This window comes from Streptomyces muensis (assembly GCF_021474425.1).
GTDB classification, from domain to species: Bacteria; Actinomycetota; Actinomycetes; order Streptomycetales; family Streptomycetaceae; genus Streptomyces; species Streptomyces muensis.
In genome coordinates this window covers 1-16,181 of record NZ_JAKEIP010000190.1, presented here as the reverse complement: position 1 = coordinate 16,181, position 16,181 = coordinate 1, and the positions used below count along the sequence as shown (strand labels likewise).

Below are 16,181 nucleotides of genomic sequence, written 5' to 3'. Positions count from 1 at the left end.
ATCCGTCCCCAACCCCCCAACCGTCCCCGTCCACCGTCGCAACAGCGCCCGCAACGCGAGGAGACTCCGTGGCAACCGACGCACCGCCCCCCTCGAAAGAGACACACAAACTCCCCACCACCGAGGAGTTCACCGAGGTGCAGCAGAGTGCGGAGTTCGGTGAACTGCGCCGCTCCTACCGCTCCTTCGCCTTCCCGCTGACCGTCGCCTTCATCGCCTGGTACCTGCTGTACGTCCTGCTCTCCAACTACGCGGGCGACTTCATGGGCACCAAGCTGTTCGGCAACATCAATGTCGCGTTCGTCCTCGGCATCGCCCAGTTCATCACCACGTTCCTCATCGCCTGGTGGTACTCGCGCCACGCCGGCGCGAAGCTCGACCCCAAGGCCGAGGCCATCAAGACCCGTATGGAGGGCGGCGCATGAGCCCCGCGATGACCCAGGTGCAGCTCGCCGCCAACGAGGCCAGCGAGCACCGGCCGCTGATCATCACCCTGTTCGCGCTCTTCGTGGTCGCGACCCTGTTCATCACCGTCTGGGCGGGCCGCCAGACCAAGGACGCCGCCGACTTCTACGCGGGCGGCCGGTCCTTCAGCGCCTTCCAGAACGGCCTCGCCGTCTCCGGCGACTACATGTCCGCCGCGTCCTTCCTCGGCATCGCGGGCGCCATCGCCCTCTTCGGCTACGACGGCTTCCTGTACTCCATCGGCTTCCTCGTCGCCTGGCTGGTCGCCCTGCTCCTGGTGGCCGAGCCGCTTCGGAACTCCGGCCGCTACACGATGGGCGACGTCCTCGCCTACCGGATGCGCCAGCGCCCCGTGCGCACCGCCGCCGGCACCTCCACGATCGTCGTGTCGATCTTCTACCTGCTGGCCCAGATGGCGGGCGCGGGCGTCCTGGTCTCGCTGCTGCTCGGCATCACCTCCGACGCGGGCAAGATCCTCATCGTCGGCCTCGTCGGCGTCCTGATGATCGTGTACGTCTCCATCGGCGGCATGAAGGGCACGACCTGGGTCCAGATGGTCAAGGCCGTCCTGCTCATCGGCGGCACCATCCTGATCACCTTCCTGGTGCTGCTGAAGTTCAACTTCAACATCTCCGACCTGCTGGGCAAGGCCGCCGAGAACAGCGGCAAGGGCGCCGCCTTCCTGGAGCCCGGCCTGCAGTACGGCGCCACCGGCACCTCCAAGCTGGACTTCATCTCCCTCGGCATCGCCCTGGTCCTCGGCACCGCCGGCCTGCCGCACATCCTGATCCGCTTCTACACGGTGCCCAACGCCAAGGCCGCCCGTAAGTCCGTGAACTGGGCGATCGGCATCATCGGCGGCTTCTACCTGATGACCATCGCCCTCGGCTTCGGCGCCGCCGCGCTGATCTCCCAGGACGAGATCATCGCCTCCAACCCGTCCGGCAACACCGCGGCGCCACTGCTCGCCCTGCATCTGGGCGGCGTGGACTCTGCCTGGGGCGCGATCCTGCTCGCCACCATCTCGGCGGTGGCCTTCGCGACCATCCTCGCGGTGGTCGCCGGCCTCACTCTGGCCTCGTCCTCCTCGTTCGCCCACGACATCTACGCGAACGTCATCAGGAAGGGCCAGGCCACCGAGAAGGAGGAGGTCAGGGCCGCCCGCCTCGCCACCATCGGCATCGGCGCCGTCTCCATCCTCCTCGGCGCCCTCGCCCGCGACCTCAACGTCGCCGGCCTGGTCGCCCTGGCCTTCGCGGTCGCGGCCTCCGCCAACCTGCCGACGATCCTCTACAGCCTGTTCTGGAAGCGGTTCACCACCCAGGGCGCCCTGTGGTCGATCTACGGCGGTCTGATCGTCGCCGTCGGCCTGGTGCTGTTCTCGCCGGTCGTCTCCGGCGACCCGAAGGCGATGTTCCCGGACGTCGACTTCGCCTGGTTCCCGCTGAAGAACCCGGGCATCATCTCCATCCCGTTCGGCTTCCTCATGGGCTGGCTCGGCACGGTCCTGTCCAAGGAAGAGCCCGACGCCGGGAAGTACGCGGAGCTGGAGGTCCGGTCCCTGACCGGCACCGGAGCCCACTGAGCACGGCCTGAGCACCGCCCGAGCACGACCCCTGAGCGGCCGCGTCGTAGGTCTCTACGACGCGGCCGCGTCTTACGTGGTGGGATCGGGCCTGTGTCACTGTCAGTGCCGTCACGTAGGCTCGCAGGAGACGGAAGTTGAATCTGGTCGTGACGAGGGAGGGGGCCCAGTGCTCATCGACACCTACGGCCGTGTGGCCACCGACCTGAGGGTCTCGCTGACCGACCGCTGCAATCTGCGGTGTACGTACTGCATGCCCGAGGAGGGCCTGCAGTGGCTGGCCAAGCCCGACCTGCTCAACGATGACGAGATCGTCCGTCTGATCTACATCGCGGTGACCTCCCTGGGCATCGAGGAGGTCCGCTTCACCGGCGGCGAGCCCCTGCTGCGCCCCGGACTGGTCGGCATAGTGGAGCGGGTCGCGGCCCTCGAACCGCGCCCCCAGATGTCCCTGACGACGAACGGCATCGGCCTGGGCCGCACCGCGGCCGCTCTGAAGGCGGCCGGCCTTGACCGGGTCAACGTCTCCCTGGACACCCTGCGCCCGGACGTCTTCAAGACCCTCACCCGCCGCGACCGCCACAAGGACGTCATCGAGGGCCTGCACGCCGCCCGCGACGCGGGCCTGACCCCGGTCAAGGTCAACTCGGTCCTCATGCCCGGCCTGAACGACGACGAGGCCCCCGACCTGCTCGCCTGGGCCGTGGAGCACGACTACGAGCTGCGTTTCATCGAGCAGATGCCGCTGGACGCCCAGCACGGCTGGAAGCGCGACGGCATGATCACCGCCGGGGACATCCTGACCTCCCTGCGCACCCGCTTCGAGCTGACCCCCGAGGGCGCGGAGAAGCGCGGCTCGGCCCCGGCGGAGCGCTGGCTGGTCGACGGCGGCCCGCATGTGGTCGGTGTGATCGCCTCCGTCACGCGCCCGTTCTGCTCGGCCTGCGACCGCACCCGCCTCACCGCCGACGGCCAGGTCCGCACCTGCCTGTTCGCCACCGAGGAGACCGACCTGCGCGCGGCCCTGCGCTCGGGCGCCCCCGACGAGGAGATCGCCCGCATCTGGCGGCTGGCGATGTGGGGCAAGAAGGCGGGCGCGGGCCTGGACGACCCGTCGTTCGTGCAGCCGGACCGGCCCATGTCAGCGATCGGCGGTTAGCGCAGCGCCCCTAGAGGGGCGCGGGGCTGTAATCGATCTGCGGCTCCGCCGCGGGGCGCGACAAGCCACGACGGCGAAGCAGACGCCATGCAACCCGAACCACCCCGGACCGATGGCGCCGCGGCTCAAACCTCCCGCGCTTCCCACTCCGCCAGCAGAACGACGTCCTTCAAAAACCCCCGGATACCCAAGAACTGCGACAAATGCTCCCGATGTTCCTCGCACGCTAGCCACGTCTTGCGTCGCTCCGGCGTATGAATCTTCGGATTGTTCCACGCCAGCACCCACACGGCGTCGGCACGGCAACCCTTGGCAGAACAGATAGGCGTGTCACTCACAGGTTCGTCTCACAGAGGTACGCACACAAAAGGCGACGCCGAGCAGCCACGGGGGGAGCTGCCCGGCGTCGGTCCGTCGCTCCGACGGGGGATGCGGAGCGCCTACGAAGTATGTCACGGGTAACCCGTCGCCCGGCACCGGAACAACACTATTGATCTGAGCTTTTCCTGAGCTTGGCGCGGACTCGCCCAGCGGAAGGCGAGGGTCCGCGAAATCACGCCCCGTCGCGGGGTTTGCTTTGTGCGCCCGGCGCGGAGTCACCCGCGACATCTTCCGGGACCGATTCCGCGAAACCGTCATTCGTCCGCGGCGGCGCGATCATCGGCCGCACATGTGCGGTCACGAACGTCGACGGCAGAGACGGCGCGTTCTCCCGCCCCGCGTTGGCGATCACCACCGCGATGTACGGCAGGACCGCCCCGAGGACCAACGCCACGATCGCGACGTGCCGTTCGACGTTCCACAGGGTGGCCGCGAGGATCACCGACACCGTACGGACGGACATCGAGATGATGTACCGCCGCTGTCGCGCCCGCACATCGTCATGGAGGCCCGCCCGGGCTCCGGTGATCCGGAACACCTCGCTGTGGCCGCCGGCGTGCAGCTTCCGCATCACATTCCACCATCCGCCCGCATCGGACTCTCCCCCGCCCGCACCCGGTCGGGGACCCTGGCCGGGACACCTCCCACGGTACGCCTCGCCTCCGCCGCCTACGAGACCGGGGCCCCTGCCACCTGGGGGAACACCGTGAGCCGTAACGCGTACGGCCGTACCCGACATGCGGCGTACCCCGACCGGACCAAGACTGGGCCTACTGCTCACCCCGAGCCGTACGAGGAGGCAGCCATGGGCTGGTTGTGGGCGATCATCGTCGGGTTCGTGCTGGGCCTGATCGCGAAGGCACTCATCCCGGGCAAGCAGCACAGCCCCCTCTGGCTGACCACCATCTTCGGCATGCTCGGCGCCATCGTCGGCAACGCCGTCGCCCGCGGCTTCGGCGTCGAGGAGACCAGGGGCATCGACTGGAGCCGGCACATCTTCCAGCTGGTCGCCGCGGTGATCATCGTGTACGCCGGGGACATGCTGTACATGTCGACACTGGGCAAGAGGAAACAAGAACGGGCATAACTGATGACGCCGTGCAGGGGACGCCCTCAGGGGCGCGTGTCTGTATCGATTTGCGGCTCCGCCGCGAGGCGCGAGCAACCACGACAAAGCCGCAGCCCGCAGATCTCCGCACCCCCACGGCGAAACCCGAAACGGCGCCCCAAGCGGAGCGCTACGCCCCTGTGACCTCGACGGCCGCCAGGTTCTTCTTCCCGCGCCGCAACACCAGCCACCGCCCGTGCAGGAGGTCCTCCTTCGCGGGCACCGCGTCCTCGGTCGCGACCTTCACGTTGTTCACGTAGGCCCCGCCCTCCTTCACGGTCCGCCGCGCAGCCGACTTGCTGGCCACCAGCCCGACCTCGGCGAAAAGGTCGACGACGGCACCCAACTGCGAGACCTGCACATGAGGCACCTCGGACAGGGCCGCAGCCAGCGTCGCCGCATCCAGCTCCGCCAGCTCACCCTGCCCGAAAAGCGCCCGGGACGCGGCGATCACGGCGGCCGTCTGCTCGGCCCCGTGCACCAGCGTCGTCAGCTCCTCGGCGAGAGCCCGCTGCGCGGCCCGCGCCTGCGGACGCTCCTCCGTCTGCTTCTCCAGCTCCTCAAGCTCCGCACGGGACTTGAAGGACAGGATCCGCATGTACGTCGAGATGTCCCGGTCGTCCGCGTTCAGCCAGAACTGGTAGAACGCGTACGGCGTCGTCATCTCCGCGTCGAGCCAGACCGCACCGCCCTCGGTCTTTCCGAACTTGGTGCCGTCGGACTTGGTCATCAGCGGCGTCGCCAGAGCGTGCACCTGGGCGTGCGGCTCCAGCCGGTGGATCAGGTCCAGACCCGCCGTGAGGTTGCCCCACTGGTCGCTGCCGCCCTGCTGGAGCGTGCAGCCGTGGCGCCGGTACAGCTCGAGGAAGTCCATGCCCTGGAGCAGCTGGTAGCTGAACTCCGTGTAGCTGATGCCCTCCTCGGACTGCAGCCGACGGGCGACCGAGTCCTTGGTGAGCATCTTGTTGACACGGAAGTGCTTGCCGATGTCCCGCAGGAACTCGATGGCCGACATGCCGGCCGTCCAGTCCAGGTTGTTCACCATCACCGCGGCGTTGTCGCCCTCGAAGGACAGGAAGGGCTGGATCTGCGCGCGCAGGCGGTTCACCCAGTTCGCGACCGTCTCCGGATCGTTCAGCGTGCGCTCGGCCGTCGGGCGCGGGTCGCCGATCTGGCCCGTGGCGCCGCCGACCAGCGCCAGCGGGCGCAGGCCCGCCTGCTGGAGGCGGCGCATGGTGAGGACCTGGACCAGGTGGCCGACGTGCAGGCTGGCCGCGGTCGGGTCGAAACCGCAATAGAACGTGACGGGACCGTCCGCGAGCGCCTTGCGCAATGCGTCCTCGTCAGTGGACAGGGCGATCACGCCGCGCCACTTCAGCTCGTCGACGATGTCCGTCACGGTTCTCGTGTCTCCTCAATGATCTTCGGCCAGTCGGATGACAGCCCGACCGGGAACGCCTACGAGGTTATACGCCCTGACTGACAGAGCTCATGTTGAAATCGGGGACGCGTAGCGCCGGCATCGCCGCTCTGGTGAACCAGTCGCTCCACTCCCGCGGCAGCGTCTTCTCCGTCCGCCCCGCCTCCGTCGCCCGCCCCAGCAGGCCGACCGGCGACTCGTTGAACCGGAAGTTGTTGACCTCGCCGGTCACCTCACCGTTCTCGACGAGGTAGACACCGTCCCGGGTCAGACCGGTCAGCAGCAGCGTCGCCGGGTCGACCTCGCGGATGTACCACAGGCAGGTCAGCAGCAGCCCGCGCCCGGTGTTCGCGACCATCTCCTCGAGCGAGCGGTCCTCGCCGCCGTCCAGGATCAGGTTGTCGGCGCCCGGCGCGACCGGCAGACCGGTCAGCCCGGCACTGTGGCGGGTGGTCGTCAGGTGCTTCAGCTCGCCCTCGCGCATCCACTCGGTGGCCGCGATCGGCAGCCCGTTGTCGAACACCGACTGATCGCCGCCCGAGGAGTGCGCGATCACGAAGGGCGCCGACTCCAGACCCGGCTCGTTCGGGTCGCTGCGCAGCGTCAGCGGCAGCTCGCTCAGCTTCTCGCCGACCCGCGTCTTGCCGCCGGGCTTGGAGAACACCGTCCGCCCCTCCACCGCGTCCCGGCCCGACGCCGACCACATCTGGTAGATCAGCAGGTCGGCCACGGCGGTCGGCGGCAGCAGCGTCTCGTAACGCCCCGCGGGCAGCTCCAGGCGCCGCTCGGCCCAGCCGAGGCGTACGGCCAGCTCGGCGTCGAGCGCCGTCGGGTCGACGTCCTTGAAGTCCCGCGTGGAGCGCCCCGCCCACGCCGAGCGCGTACGGTCCGGGGACTTGGCGTTCAGCTCCAGCGTCCCGTTGGGCTGGTCGTGCCGCAGCCGCAGCCCCGTGGACGTGCCCACGTACGTCGACACCAGCTCGTGGTTGGCGAAGCCGTACAGCTCCCGCCCGCCCGCACGCGCGCGTGCGAACGCCTCACCGAGCGCCGGGGCGAAGTCGGCGAACACCGTGGACGACGTCTCGGCCGGGGCGTCGGTGAAGTCCGGCGACGCCGGTGCGTCCGTCACCAGCGGCTGCGCGTCCTCGGCGGGGCCGGCACCGCGCGCGGCGGCCTCGGCGGCCCGCACCAGCGGCTCCAGCTCGTCCGCCGTGACCGCCGACCGCGACACGACCCCCGAGGCCGTGCCCTCCTTGCCGTCGACGGTCGCGACCACGGTGAGCGTCCGCCCGCGCGTGACGCCGTTCGTGGTCAGCGCGTTGCCCGCCCAGCGCAGATTGGCGGTCGACTGCTCGTCGGCGATGACGACACACCCGTCGGCCCGCGACAGCTCCAGGGCCCGCTCGACGATCTCGTGCGGCTTGCTCGTACGGGCGCTCATCGACCGGCCTCCTGCGTGGTGTTGAGAATGTTGACTCCCTTGAAGAGGGCCGAGGGACAGCCGTGCGACACGGCCGCGACCTGCCCGGGCTGTGCCTTGCCGCAGTTGAACGCCCCGCCCAGGACATACGTCTGCGGACCGCCCACCGCGGCCATCGAGCCCCAGAAGTCCGTGGTCGTCGCCTGGTAGGCGACGTCCCGCAGCTGCCCGGTGATGCGGCCGTTCTCGATCTTGAAGAACCGCTGCCCGGTGAACTGGAAGTTGTAGCGCTGCATGTCGATCGACCAGGACCGGTCGCCGACGACATAGATCCCGCGGTCCACGCTCCCGATCAGATCCTCGGTCGACATCCCGGCCGGATCCGGCTGCAGCGACACATTGGCCATGCGCTGCACCGGCACATGGCCGGGGGAGTCGGCGAACGCGCATCCGTTGGACCGCTCGAACCCGGTCAGCCTCGCGATCCGCCGGTCCAGCTGGTAGCCGACGAGCGTGCCGTCCTTCACCAGGTCCCAGGACTGGCCCTCGACGCCCTCGTCGTCGTACCCGATGGTCGCCAGACCGTGCTCGGCGGTGCGGTCACCGGTGACGTTCATCAGGTCGGAGCCGTACCGGAGCTTGCCGAGCTGGTCGAAGGTGGCGAAGGAGGTGCCGGCGTAGGCGGCCTCGTAGCCGAGGGCGCGGTCCAGCTCGGTGGCGTGGCCGATGGACTCGTGGATGGTCAGCCACAGGTTGGACGGGTCGACGACGAGGTCGTACGGCCCCGCCTGAACGCTCGGCGCCCGCATCTTCTCGGCGAGCAGCCCGGGGATCTGCTCCAGCTCGCTCTCCCAGTCCCAGCCGGTCCCCGTCAGGTACTCCCAGCCCCGGCCGACGGGCGGCGCGATCGTGCGCATGGAGTCGAACTCGCCGCTCGACTCGTCCACCGACACGGCGGTCAGCTGCGGGTGCAGCCGGACGCGCTGCTGGGTGGTCACGGTCCCGGCGGTGTCGGCGTAGAACTTGTTCTCGTGGACGGTGAGCAGCGAGGCGTCCACGTGATTGACGCCGTCCGCCGCCAGCAGCCGCGCGCTCCAGTCCGCCAGCAGCGCCGACTTCTCCTCGTCGGGCACGGAGAACGGATCGATCTCGTACGACGAGATCCACGTCTTCTCGGCGTGCACCGGCTCGTCGGCCAGCTCCACCCGCTCGTCGGACCCGGCGGCCTTGATCACCTGGGCGGACAGCTTCGCCATCGCCACCGCCTGCGAGGCCACCTTGGCGGCTGCGTCCAGCGTCAGATCGACCCCGGACGCGAACCCCCAGGTCCCGCCGTGCACCACCCGCACCGCGTACCCGAGGTCGGTGGTGTCCGACGACCCGGCGAGCTTGGCGTCCCTGAGCCGCCAGGACGCGCTGCGCACCCGCTCGAACCGGAAGTCCGCGTGCTCGGCGCCCAGCGCACGCGCGCGTGCCAGCGCGGCGTCGGCCAGGGCGCGTAGGGGAAGCGCCGTGAAGGCTTCGTCGATCGTATGAGGCACGGAGGTCTCCCTGCTGTCGTGGCCTGTCGGCACCGATCATGTCGCGCGGGCGGGGCCACGGACCACACGTTTCCGGCTGGAGCGGTCATCTTTCTGTAGAGACCCGACAGCGACACCCGTACGCCACTGTCGGTGCCCGAATGTCCCCGCACCGGACCGGCCCGATAGGTTTTCGGAGAAGCCGCCTGTCATCCAGCTGTTCGGGCGGGTGTGTCAGACCCCTATCGAAAGGGTGATCCGTTGAGCCGCTCGGTTCTCGTCACCGGAGGCAACCGGGGCATCGGCCTCGCCATCGCCCGCGCTTTCGCCGACGCCGGCGACAAGGTCGCCATCACATACCGCTCGGGTGAGCCGCCGGCCGGCTTCTTGGCCGTCAAGTGCGACATCACCGACACCGAGCAGGTGGAGCAGGCCTACAAGGAGATCGAGGACGCGCACGGGCCCGTCGAGGTGCTCGTCGCCAACGCCGGCATCACCAAGGACCAGCTCCTGATGCGCATGTCCGAGGAGGACTTCACCTCGGTCATCGACACCAACCTCACCGGCACCTTCCGCGTCGTCAAGCGCGCCAACCGCGGCATGCTGCGCGCCAAGAAGGGCCGCGTGGTCCTCATCTCGTCGGTCGTCGGTCTGTACGGCGGTCCCGGTCAGGCCAACTACGCCGCCTCCAAGGCCGCCCTGGTCGGCTTCGCGCGCTCCCTCGCCCGTGAGCTGGGCTCGCGCAACCTCACCTTCAACGTCGTCGCGCCCGGCTTCGTCGACACCGACATGACCAAGGTGCTCACCGACGAGCAGCGCGCGAACATCGTGTCGCAGGTCCCGCTCGGCCGGTACGCGCAGCCGGAGGAGGTCGCCGCCGCGGTGCGCTTCCTCGCCTCGGACGACGCCTCGTACATCACTGGAGCCGTCATTCCCGTTGACGGCGGACTGGGAATGGGTCACTGATCACCATGAGCGGAATTCTCGAGGGCAAGCGCATCCTGATCACCGGTGTGCTGATGGAGTCCTCCATCGCCTTCCACACCGCCAAGCTGGCCCAGGAGCAGGGCGCGGAGATCATCCTCACCGCCTGGCCGCGTCCGACGCTCACCGAGCGCATTGCCAAGAAGCTCCCCCAGCCGGAGAAGGTCAAGGTCCTGGAGCTCGACGTCTCCAACGACGAGCACCTCGCCCGCCTGGAGAGCCAGGTGCGTGAGCACCTGGGCGACAAGCTCGACGGCATCGTGCACTCCATCGGCTTCGCGCCGCAGGACGCGCTCGGCGGCAACTTCCTGAACACGCCGTTCGAGTCCGTGGCCACCGCCATGCACGTCTCCGCCTTCTCGCTGAAGTCGCTGACCATGGCCCTGCTGCCGCTGATGACCGAGGGCGGCTCCGTCGTCGGCCTCACCTTCGACGCGCAGTACGCGTGGCCGCAGTACGACTGGATGGGCCCCGCCAAGGCCGCCCTGGAGGCCACGAACCGCTACATGGCGCGTGACCTCGGCAAGCACGACATCCGCTGCAACCTGATCTCCGCGGGTCCGATCGGCTCCATGGCCGCCAAGTCCATCCCCGGCTTCGCCGAGCTGGCGTCCGTGTGGGACAGCCGCTCCCCGCTGGAGTGGAAGCTGGAGGACCCGGAGCCGGCGGGCAAGGGCGTCGTCGCCCTGCTGTCGGACTGGTTCCCGAAGACCACCGGCGAGATCGTCCACGTGGACGGCGGTCTGCACGCCATCGGCGCCTGATCTCCCGTACGCCGTTCGACGCCCCGTTTCCCGCCAGTGCGCGGGGAGCGGGGCGTCACCCGTTCGGCCTATCCGGCCGGGCGGGCCGGGCCCACAACTGCGCACTCTGGAGTACGCGTTCACTTCGCGAGCCCCTCCCCACCACGGCCGAGGAGGTCCCCTTGTGCGCTTGTCCCGCCGCCTGGCCTCAACGACCGTCGCCGTCGCTCTCGTACTGCCCCTGTCGTACGACGCGATAGCCCACGCGCGCGTGCACCCCGCGGAAGCGGAGTCGGAGCCCGAGGATCTCTTCGGCGCCGCGTGCCGGATTCGCATCACCGGCTCCCATGTGACCGCGTACTGCCACAACCCCTATCCGGAGACCGACAGCGTGAGCCTGCACGTCGAGTGCGCCCGCTGGTGGGACCTCGACAGCGACAGCTCCTCGGTGGACGCCGAGCCCGCGCAGACCGTGCGGCTGACCGGACGCTGCTGGAAAGAGGTCGACTCGGTGTGGGTCAGCCACCGTCCGGAGAGCTGAACCGCCCCGGACGGCACAGGAACGGATAGCTCGCCGCCTCCACCGCGGCCGCCGTCGCGTCGCCCGCGCGGATCGCGTCCACCAGCCGCCCGTGGTCCATGCGGGTCTCCGGCGTCAGCTCCTGGCCGACGTCCTCGCGCAGCCAGTCCCGCAGCACCTCGCCCAGGTCGGCGTACATCGCGGTCATCACGTCGTTGTGGGAGGCCGCCACCACCGCCAGGTGGAAGGTCGCGTCGGCCGCCACGAACGCCTCCGCGTCGCCCGACTCCCAGGCCTCCTCACGCCGCACCAGCAGCGCGTCCAGCTGCTTGAGGTCCTTCTCCGAGCGCCGCTCGGCGGCCAGCTTCGCTGCGGCCGACTCCAGCGTGGAGCGCAGCTCGGCGATGTGCCGGGGGTCGGCGTCGGCGAAGCGGCGGTGCATGACGCCCGCCAGCTCGCTGGTGGCCACCACGTACGTGCCGGAGCCCTGGCGGATGTCCAGCAGGCCGTTGTGGGCGAGCGCGCGGACCGCCTCGCGGACGGTGTTGCGGGCCACGCCGAGCTGCTCGACCAGCTCGGGCTCGGTCGGGATGCGGGCGCCGACGGGCCATTCGCCCGAGGTGATCTGGTTCCGCAACGCCGCGATGACCTGCTCGGACAGCGCCGAACGACGGGGGTGGCTCAAGGGCATGGCACACCTTCGCACGGGAGGACGGGCTCGGGTGGCCCGGGGGTGGACGACCAATTGTCCGGTGGACAACCGATGGCTGGACAGCCGATGGGTGGACAGCCCACGTGCGGACGGCCGACGGGTGGACAACCAATCATCCCATGATTCTATGATGGGCCTCATGGCACGCGAGGAACACCGGACGGCGACGTCCACGCGAATACGCACGGCCCGGACACGCACCACCCAGTCTGCGACCCCCTCACAGCCCGCCACGCGCGCGTGGACGACGCGACTCGTGGTGCTCGGCATCGTGCTGACCGCGTTGAACCTCCGCCCCGCCATCACCAGCCTCGGCGCCCTCCTCGAAGAGGTCCGCGACGGGCTCGGCATGAGCGGCAGCGTGGCCGGACTGCTCACCTCCGTGCCCCCGCTCTGCTTCGCCCTCTTCGGCGTCATGGCCCCCCGGCTCGCCCGCCGCTTCGGCCCCGGCGCGGTGGTCTGCGCCGGCATGGCCGCCATCACCGCCGGTCTGCTCCTGCGCCCGTACGTCGGCAGCACGGCCGGCTTCCTGGCCGCCAGCGCCCTCGCCCTCATGGGCATCGCGCTCAGCAACGTCCTGATGCCGGTCATCGTCAAGCGCTGGTTCCCGGACCGGGTCGGCTCCATGACCGGCCTGTACTCGATGGCCCTCGCGCTCGGCACCGCTTCCGCGGCGGCCGTCACGGTGCCCATGACCGAGGTGCTCGGCGGCAGTTGGCAGACCGGGCTCGCGGTGTGGGCGGCCCTCGCGGCGCTGGCCGTACTGCCGTGGATCCCCTTCGTGCGGGACCGGGGCCGGGACGGGGGAGCGGCGCCAGGCGCCTCCGCTCAGGAGAAGCACGCGCGCGTGGAGGCCCCCAAGCTGAGGATCACCCGGAGCCGCACCGCCTGGGCCCTCGCCGTCTACTTCGGGCTCCAGGCCACCGGCGCCTACATCACGATGGGCTGGATGGCGCAGATCTTCCGTGATGCCGGCGTGCACGCGGGCACGGCGGGCCTGCTGCTCGCCGTCACCATGGTGATGGGCGTACCGCTGGCCTTCGTCATCCCGCGCCTCGCCACCCGGCTGCCCCACCAGGGCCCGATCGTGCTGGCGCTGGGCGCTTGCGGCCTCGTGGGGTACGCCGGTCTGTATCTCGCGCCGGTCGCCGGCTCCTGGGCCTGGGCCCTGCTGCTCGGCGTCTCCAACTGCTCGTTCCCGCTGGCCCTCACCATGGTCGGCATGCGGGCCAGGACCAGCGCGGGCGTGGCCCAGCTGTCGGGCTTCGCGCAGAGCACCGGCTATCTGATCTCCATCCCCGGCCCGCTCCTGGTGGGCGTGCTCTACCAGCACAGCGGCGGCTGGGGGCTGCCGATCGCCCTCATGGCCGGCCTGATGATCCCGCAGATGGCGGTGGGTGTCCTGGCGGGACGCAACCGCACCGTGGAGGACGAGGCGGCCCGCTGAGCGTCACGGCTCCCTGGCGTCACCCCGGCGCACCCGCCGCGGACCACGGGTGCGAGACTTGCCGCATGCCAGTGCTCGACCCGAACCCCCAGAACGGCCAGAAGAAGATGCTGCTCGTCTTCGGCGCCTTCTTCGCCATCTTCGTGATCATCGCCATCGTGGCGACGGTCGCCGCGCCCTGAGACGGGCCGACCACCCTTCCCGACAAGATCGTCAAGCCGATGGTGGGGCTAGCACCACCATCCCCTAGGGGGCGAGTGTCAGGGTCAACTGGGTGGATCACCGGATGGGTTGACGGCGGAGAAGTCCGTAACTTCGAAGTGTGACCGCGAGAGGCGGACACGGACACTCGAAGACCCACGGAGGCGACATGTCGGCCCGCACCCACACCCCGCCCCACCCGGCGTCCACGGGCCGCGGAGACATCCGGCTGCCCTGGTGGGCCCTCGCCCTGCCGACGCTCGCGTTCATCACCCTGCTGACGCTGATCGTCAACCCGTCCGACGCGCAGGCCGCGACCGCCGAGCCCGCGATCACACGGCTCTTCGAGTACATACAGCAGTTGATCACGCGCTGAGCACCGCGGAAGCCGCCCGTCAACTCCCTGCGCCCCGTGGCGTGTTTCATGCGAAGCTGGATCTCATGAGCGTCGCAGAACCCCGCAGGATTGTCCTCTTCCGGCATGCGAAAGCCGACTGGCCACAGGTGAACGACCACGAGCGGCCGCTCGCCGACCGGGGCCGAAAGGACGCGGCAGAGGCCGGACGCAGGCTGGCCGACACCGACGTCCCCTTCGATCTGGCCCTGTGCTCGACCGCGACCCGGACCAGGGAGACCTGGAAGCTCGCCGTCCACGAGTTCCCGCACCGGCCGAAAACCATCTACGAGGAGCGGGTCTACGAGGCCTCGCCCGGCGAGCTGATCGCCCTGCTCAACGAGACACCCGACGACGCGCAGAACGTCCTGCTGATCGGCCACAACCCGGGCGTGCAGGGCCTCGCCGAGATCCTCTCCGGCACGGCCGAGAGCGACGCACGCGAGCGGATGAGCCGTCGCGGCTTCCCGGCCGCCGCCTTCGCGGTCCTCTCCTTCAGCGGCGGCTGGAAGACGCTGGAACCCGGGGTGGCCACGCTGCTCGACTATTGGGCACCCTCCGAGTGACCGACCCACGCGAAGGGGCCCGGCACCGTCACGGTGCCGGGCCCCTGTGCACGTAGGGCCCAAGACGCGGCCGATGCGTCGCGACGCGCCCCGAGGCGGTCGGCCGTCAGACCTCGTCAGCCGTCGGCAGACCTCGTCAGGCCTCGTCGTGGCTGTCCGCCGTCTCGACCTCTTCCCGGGTGACACCCAGCAGATACAGGACCGTGTCCAGGAACGGCACGTTCACAGCCGTGTGCGCGGCCTCCCGCACCACCGGTTTGGCGTTGAAGGCGACACCGAGGCCGGCCGCGTTCAGCATGTCCAGGTCGTTGGCACCGTCGCCGATCGCCACCGTCTGGGACAGCGGCACCCCCGCCTCGGCGGCGAACCGGCGCAGCAGCCGCGCCTTGCCCGCCCGGTCCACGATCTCGCCGACGACCCGGCCGGTCAGCTTCCCGTCGACGATCTCCAGCGTGTTCGCCTGGGCGAAGTCGAGCCCGAGCCGCTCCTGGAGGTCATCGGTGACCTGCGTGAACCCACCCGAGACGACACCCACTTGATACCCGAGGCGCTTCAGCGTACGGATCAGCGTGCGCGCGCCCGGCGTCAGCCGCACCTCGCTGCGCACCTTCTCCACCACCGAGGCGTCAAGACCCTCCAGCAGTGCCACGCGCGCGTGCAGCGACTGCTCGAAGTCCAGCTCCCCGCGCATCGCGGCCGCCGTCACCTCGGCCACCTTGTCCTCGCAGCCGGCGTGCGCAGCGAAGAGCTCGATCACCTCGTCCTGGATGAGGGTCGAGTCCACGTCCATGACGACCAGGCGCTGGGCGCGCCGGTGCAGCCCGGCCGCGACGACCGCGATGTCGACACCCAGTGCCGCGGCGTCGGTCACCAGGGCGGTGCGCAGCGGCTCGGTCTCCACACCGGACACCGCGAACTCCACCGCGGTCACGGGGTACTTGGCGAGCCGGAAGATACGGTCGATGTTGCCGCCGGACTTGGTGATCCGGGCGGCGATGGCGGCCGTCGCCTCCGCGGTGAGCGGGTGCCCGAGCACGGTCACCAGGGACCGTCCGAGCCCACGGGGCCGGTTGTCGCCGCGGCCGGAGATGATCTCCGCCTGCATCTTCATCGACTCGGCCCAGCTGTGGACGGTCGCCCGGAGGTCCCCCTCCATTCCGGTCGGAGGCTGCGTCACGAGAGCGCACAGCGTGATCCGGCCACGGGTGACGACCTGCTCGATGTCGACCACGTCGACGGAGTAGGCGGCCAGCGTGTCGAAGAGTCCGGCCGTGATGCCCGGCCTGTCCTTCCCGAAGATCTTGACGAGAAGGGTGGGGATGTCGGAGGTCTGCGAAGCGCTCATGGTGCTTCCACCGTATCCGGCACCCCGTGCCTGCCGCCCCTGAGGTCCGTCTGACGGACACGGAACACTGGGTGTCGGTCGGATGGCGTGAGCCTTACGTCACGGCCACGGCTGCCTCCCGCTCGTGGCTCGGAGTCGCCTCTGGCGGCTCAGGAGCGCCCCTTCGGGTTCCCCGGCGGCGGGGGAGCAGGGGGCGGAGGCGGCGGTGGGG

At 69.9% G+C, this 16,181-nt stretch carries 18 protein-coding genes; 11 read left to right on the top strand and 7 right to left on the bottom strand.

Annotation, left to right across the window (positions count from 1 at the left end; translation table 11 throughout):
- Nucleotides 1-68 precede the first annotated feature (68 nt).
- From L0P92_RS31850 to moaA, 3 genes are all read left to right on the top strand, one after another.
- Nucleotides 69-425, top strand: coding sequence for a DUF485 domain-containing protein (locus tag L0P92_RS31850; RefSeq protein WP_217208614.1), 357 nt, complete (start codon nt 69-71; stop codon nt 423-425).
- Nucleotides 422-2,050 carry a monocarboxylic acid transporter gene (locus tag L0P92_RS31845; protein ID WP_234766522.1) on the top strand — a complete coding sequence of 543 codons (1,629 nt, stop codon included), beginning with the start codon at nt 422-424 and terminating at the stop codon, nt 2,048-2,050. Before L0P92_RS31850 ends, L0P92_RS31845 begins: the two co-directional genes overlap by 4 nt.
- A 169-nt stretch (nt 2,051-2,219) precedes the next feature.
- Entirely contained in the window at nt 2,220-3,209 is a 990-nt protein-coding gene (gene moaA / locus L0P92_RS31840; RefSeq protein WP_234766521.1) for a GTP 3',8-cyclase MoaA, read from the top strand.
- Nucleotides 3,210-3,334: 125 nt separating this feature from the next.
- Here moaA and L0P92_RS45540 read toward each other — a convergent pair whose 3' ends face one another.
- A complete protein-coding gene (locus tag L0P92_RS45540; RefSeq protein ID WP_234766520.1) occupies nt 3,335-3,547 on the bottom strand; it encodes a hypothetical protein in 213 nt (70 codons plus the stop codon).
- 215 nt (nt 3,548-3,762) lie between these two features.
- On the bottom strand, nt 3,763-4,161 hold the full coding sequence (locus L0P92_RS31830; protein WP_234766519.1) for a DUF3099 domain-containing protein: 399 nt from the start codon (nt 4,159-4,161) through the stop codon (nt 3,763-3,765).
- Between the two features lie 234 nt (nt 4,162-4,395).
- On the opposite strand from L0P92_RS31830, the gene L0P92_RS31825 reads away from it, so the two are divergent.
- Nucleotides 4,396-4,677 (top strand): GlsB/YeaQ/YmgE family stress response membrane protein, encoded by a 282-nt coding sequence (locus L0P92_RS31825; protein ID WP_234766523.1) that lies wholly within the window; start codon nt 4,396-4,398, stop codon nt 4,675-4,677.
- A 151-nt stretch (nt 4,678-4,828) separates the two neighbouring features.
- Here the strand turns inward: L0P92_RS31825 and tyrS are convergent, their stop codons facing one another.
- The 3 genes from tyrS to L0P92_RS31810 all read right to left on the bottom strand — a co-directional run bounded on the left by tyrS (nt 4,829) and on the right by L0P92_RS31810 (nt 9,079).
- The gene (gene tyrS / locus L0P92_RS31820) at nt 4,829-6,097 is read right to left on the bottom strand and encodes a tyrosine--tRNA ligase (protein ID WP_234766518.1); all 1,269 of its coding nucleotides are present in this window, start codon (nt 6,095-6,097) and stop codon (nt 4,829-4,831) included.
- Nucleotides 6,098-6,164: 67 nt separating this feature from the next.
- The gene (locus tag L0P92_RS31815; protein ID WP_234766517.1) at nt 6,165-7,559 is read right to left on the bottom strand and encodes a metallopeptidase TldD-related protein; all 1,395 of its coding nucleotides are present in this window, start codon (nt 7,557-7,559) and stop codon (nt 6,165-6,167) included.
- Nucleotides 7,556-9,079, bottom strand: coding sequence for a TldD/PmbA family protein (locus L0P92_RS31810; protein WP_234766516.1), 1,524 nt, complete (start codon nt 9,077-9,079; stop codon nt 7,556-7,558). Before L0P92_RS31810 ends, L0P92_RS31815 begins: the two co-directional genes overlap by 4 nt.
- Nucleotides 9,080-9,319: 240 nt before the next feature.
- Between L0P92_RS31810 and fabG the strand changes: the two genes are divergently transcribed.
- From fabG to L0P92_RS31795, 3 genes are all read left to right on the top strand, one after another.
- On the top strand, nt 9,320-10,024 hold the full coding sequence (gene fabG / locus L0P92_RS31805) for a 3-oxoacyl-[acyl-carrier-protein] reductase (RefSeq protein WP_062725711.1): 705 nt from the start codon (nt 9,320-9,322) through the stop codon (nt 10,022-10,024).
- A gap of 5 nt (nt 10,025-10,029) precedes the next feature.
- Nucleotides 10,030-10,806, top strand: a complete 777-nt coding sequence (gene fabI, locus L0P92_RS31800) for an enoyl-ACP reductase FabI (protein ID WP_234766515.1) — start codon at nt 10,030-10,032, stop codon at nt 10,804-10,806.
- Nucleotides 10,807-10,969: 163 nt separating this feature from the next.
- On the top strand, nt 10,970-11,326 hold the full coding sequence (locus L0P92_RS31795) for a hypothetical protein (RefSeq protein ID WP_234766514.1): 357 nt from the start codon (nt 10,970-10,972) through the stop codon (nt 11,324-11,326).
- Here L0P92_RS31795 and L0P92_RS31790 read toward each other — a convergent pair.
- The gene (locus L0P92_RS31790) at nt 11,304-11,996 is read right to left on the bottom strand and encodes a FadR/GntR family transcriptional regulator (protein ID WP_234766513.1); all 693 of its coding nucleotides are present in this window, start codon (nt 11,994-11,996) and stop codon (nt 11,304-11,306) included. The two genes, L0P92_RS31795 and L0P92_RS31790, sit on opposite strands and share 23 nt — an antisense overlap.
- A 148-nt stretch (nt 11,997-12,144) precedes the next feature.
- Here L0P92_RS31790 and L0P92_RS31785 point away from each other — a divergent pair, with 148 nt between their 5' ends.
- The 4 genes from L0P92_RS31785 (at nt 12,145) to L0P92_RS31775 (ending at nt 14,625) form a co-directional block, all read left to right on the top strand.
- Nucleotides 12,145-13,464: a CynX/NimT family MFS transporter gene (locus L0P92_RS31785; RefSeq protein WP_234766512.1), complete on the top strand. Its 1,320-nt coding sequence runs from the start codon at nt 12,145-12,147 to the stop codon at nt 13,462-13,464.
- A 65-nt stretch (nt 13,465-13,529) separates the two neighbouring features.
- On the top strand, nt 13,530-13,646 hold the full coding sequence (locus tag L0P92_RS45305) for an SGM_5486 family transporter-associated protein (protein ID WP_273634127.1): 117 nt from the start codon (nt 13,530-13,532) through the stop codon (nt 13,644-13,646).
- A gap of 188 nt (nt 13,647-13,834) precedes the next feature.
- Complete coding sequence (locus tag L0P92_RS31780; protein WP_234766511.1) at nt 13,835-14,041, top strand: hypothetical protein; 207 nt, start codon at nt 13,835-13,837, stop codon at nt 14,039-14,041.
- Between the two features lie 65 nt (nt 14,042-14,106).
- Nucleotides 14,107-14,625, top strand: coding sequence for a SixA phosphatase family protein (locus tag L0P92_RS31775; protein WP_234766510.1), 519 nt, complete (start codon nt 14,107-14,109; stop codon nt 14,623-14,625).
- 136 nt (nt 14,626-14,761) lie between these two features.
- Here L0P92_RS31775 and serB read toward each other — a convergent pair whose 3' ends face one another.
- Complete coding sequence (serB, locus tag L0P92_RS31770) at nt 14,762-15,970, bottom strand: phosphoserine phosphatase SerB (protein ID WP_234766509.1); 1,209 nt, start codon at nt 15,968-15,970, stop codon at nt 14,762-14,764.
- Nucleotides 15,971-16,181 lie beyond the last annotated feature (211 nt).

Excerpts from the sequence above, each read along its gene's own strand:
- L0P92_RS31845 (WP_234766522.1), top strand. The coding sequence starts at position 422 with ATGAGCCCCGCGATGACCCAGGTGCAGCTCGCCGCCAACGAGGCCAGC.
- L0P92_RS31830 (WP_234766519.1), bottom strand. The coding sequence starts at position 4,161 with ATGCGGAAGCTGCACGCCGGCGGCCACAGCGAGGTGTTCCGGATCACC.
- L0P92_RS31825 (WP_234766523.1), top strand. The coding sequence starts at position 4,396 with ATGGGCTGGTTGTGGGCGATCATCGTCGGGTTCGTGCTGGGCCTGATC.
- L0P92_RS31815 (WP_234766517.1), bottom strand. The coding sequence starts at position 7,559 with ATGAGCGCCCGTACGAGCAAGCCGCACGAGATCGTCGAGCGGGCCCTG.
- fabI (WP_234766515.1), top strand. The coding sequence starts at position 10,030 with ATGAGCGGAATTCTCGAGGGCAAGCGCATCCTGATCACCGGTGTGCTG.
- L0P92_RS31790 (WP_234766513.1), bottom strand. The coding sequence starts at position 11,996 with ATGCCCTTGAGCCACCCCCGTCGTTCGGCGCTGTCCGAGCAGGTCATC.
- L0P92_RS31785 (WP_234766512.1), top strand. The coding sequence starts at position 12,145 with ATGATGGGCCTCATGGCACGCGAGGAACACCGGACGGCGACGTCCACG.
- L0P92_RS45305 (WP_273634127.1), top strand. The coding sequence starts at position 13,530 with ATGCCAGTGCTCGACCCGAACCCCCAGAACGGCCAGAAGAAGATGCTG.
- L0P92_RS31780 (WP_234766511.1), top strand. The coding sequence starts at position 13,835 with ATGTCGGCCCGCACCCACACCCCGCCCCACCCGGCGTCCACGGGCCGC.
- L0P92_RS31775 (WP_234766510.1), top strand. The coding sequence starts at position 14,107 with ATGAGCGTCGCAGAACCCCGCAGGATTGTCCTCTTCCGGCATGCGAAA.
- serB (WP_234766509.1), bottom strand. The coding sequence starts at position 15,970 with ATGAGCGCTTCGCAGACCTCCGACATCCCCACCCTTCTCGTCAAGATC.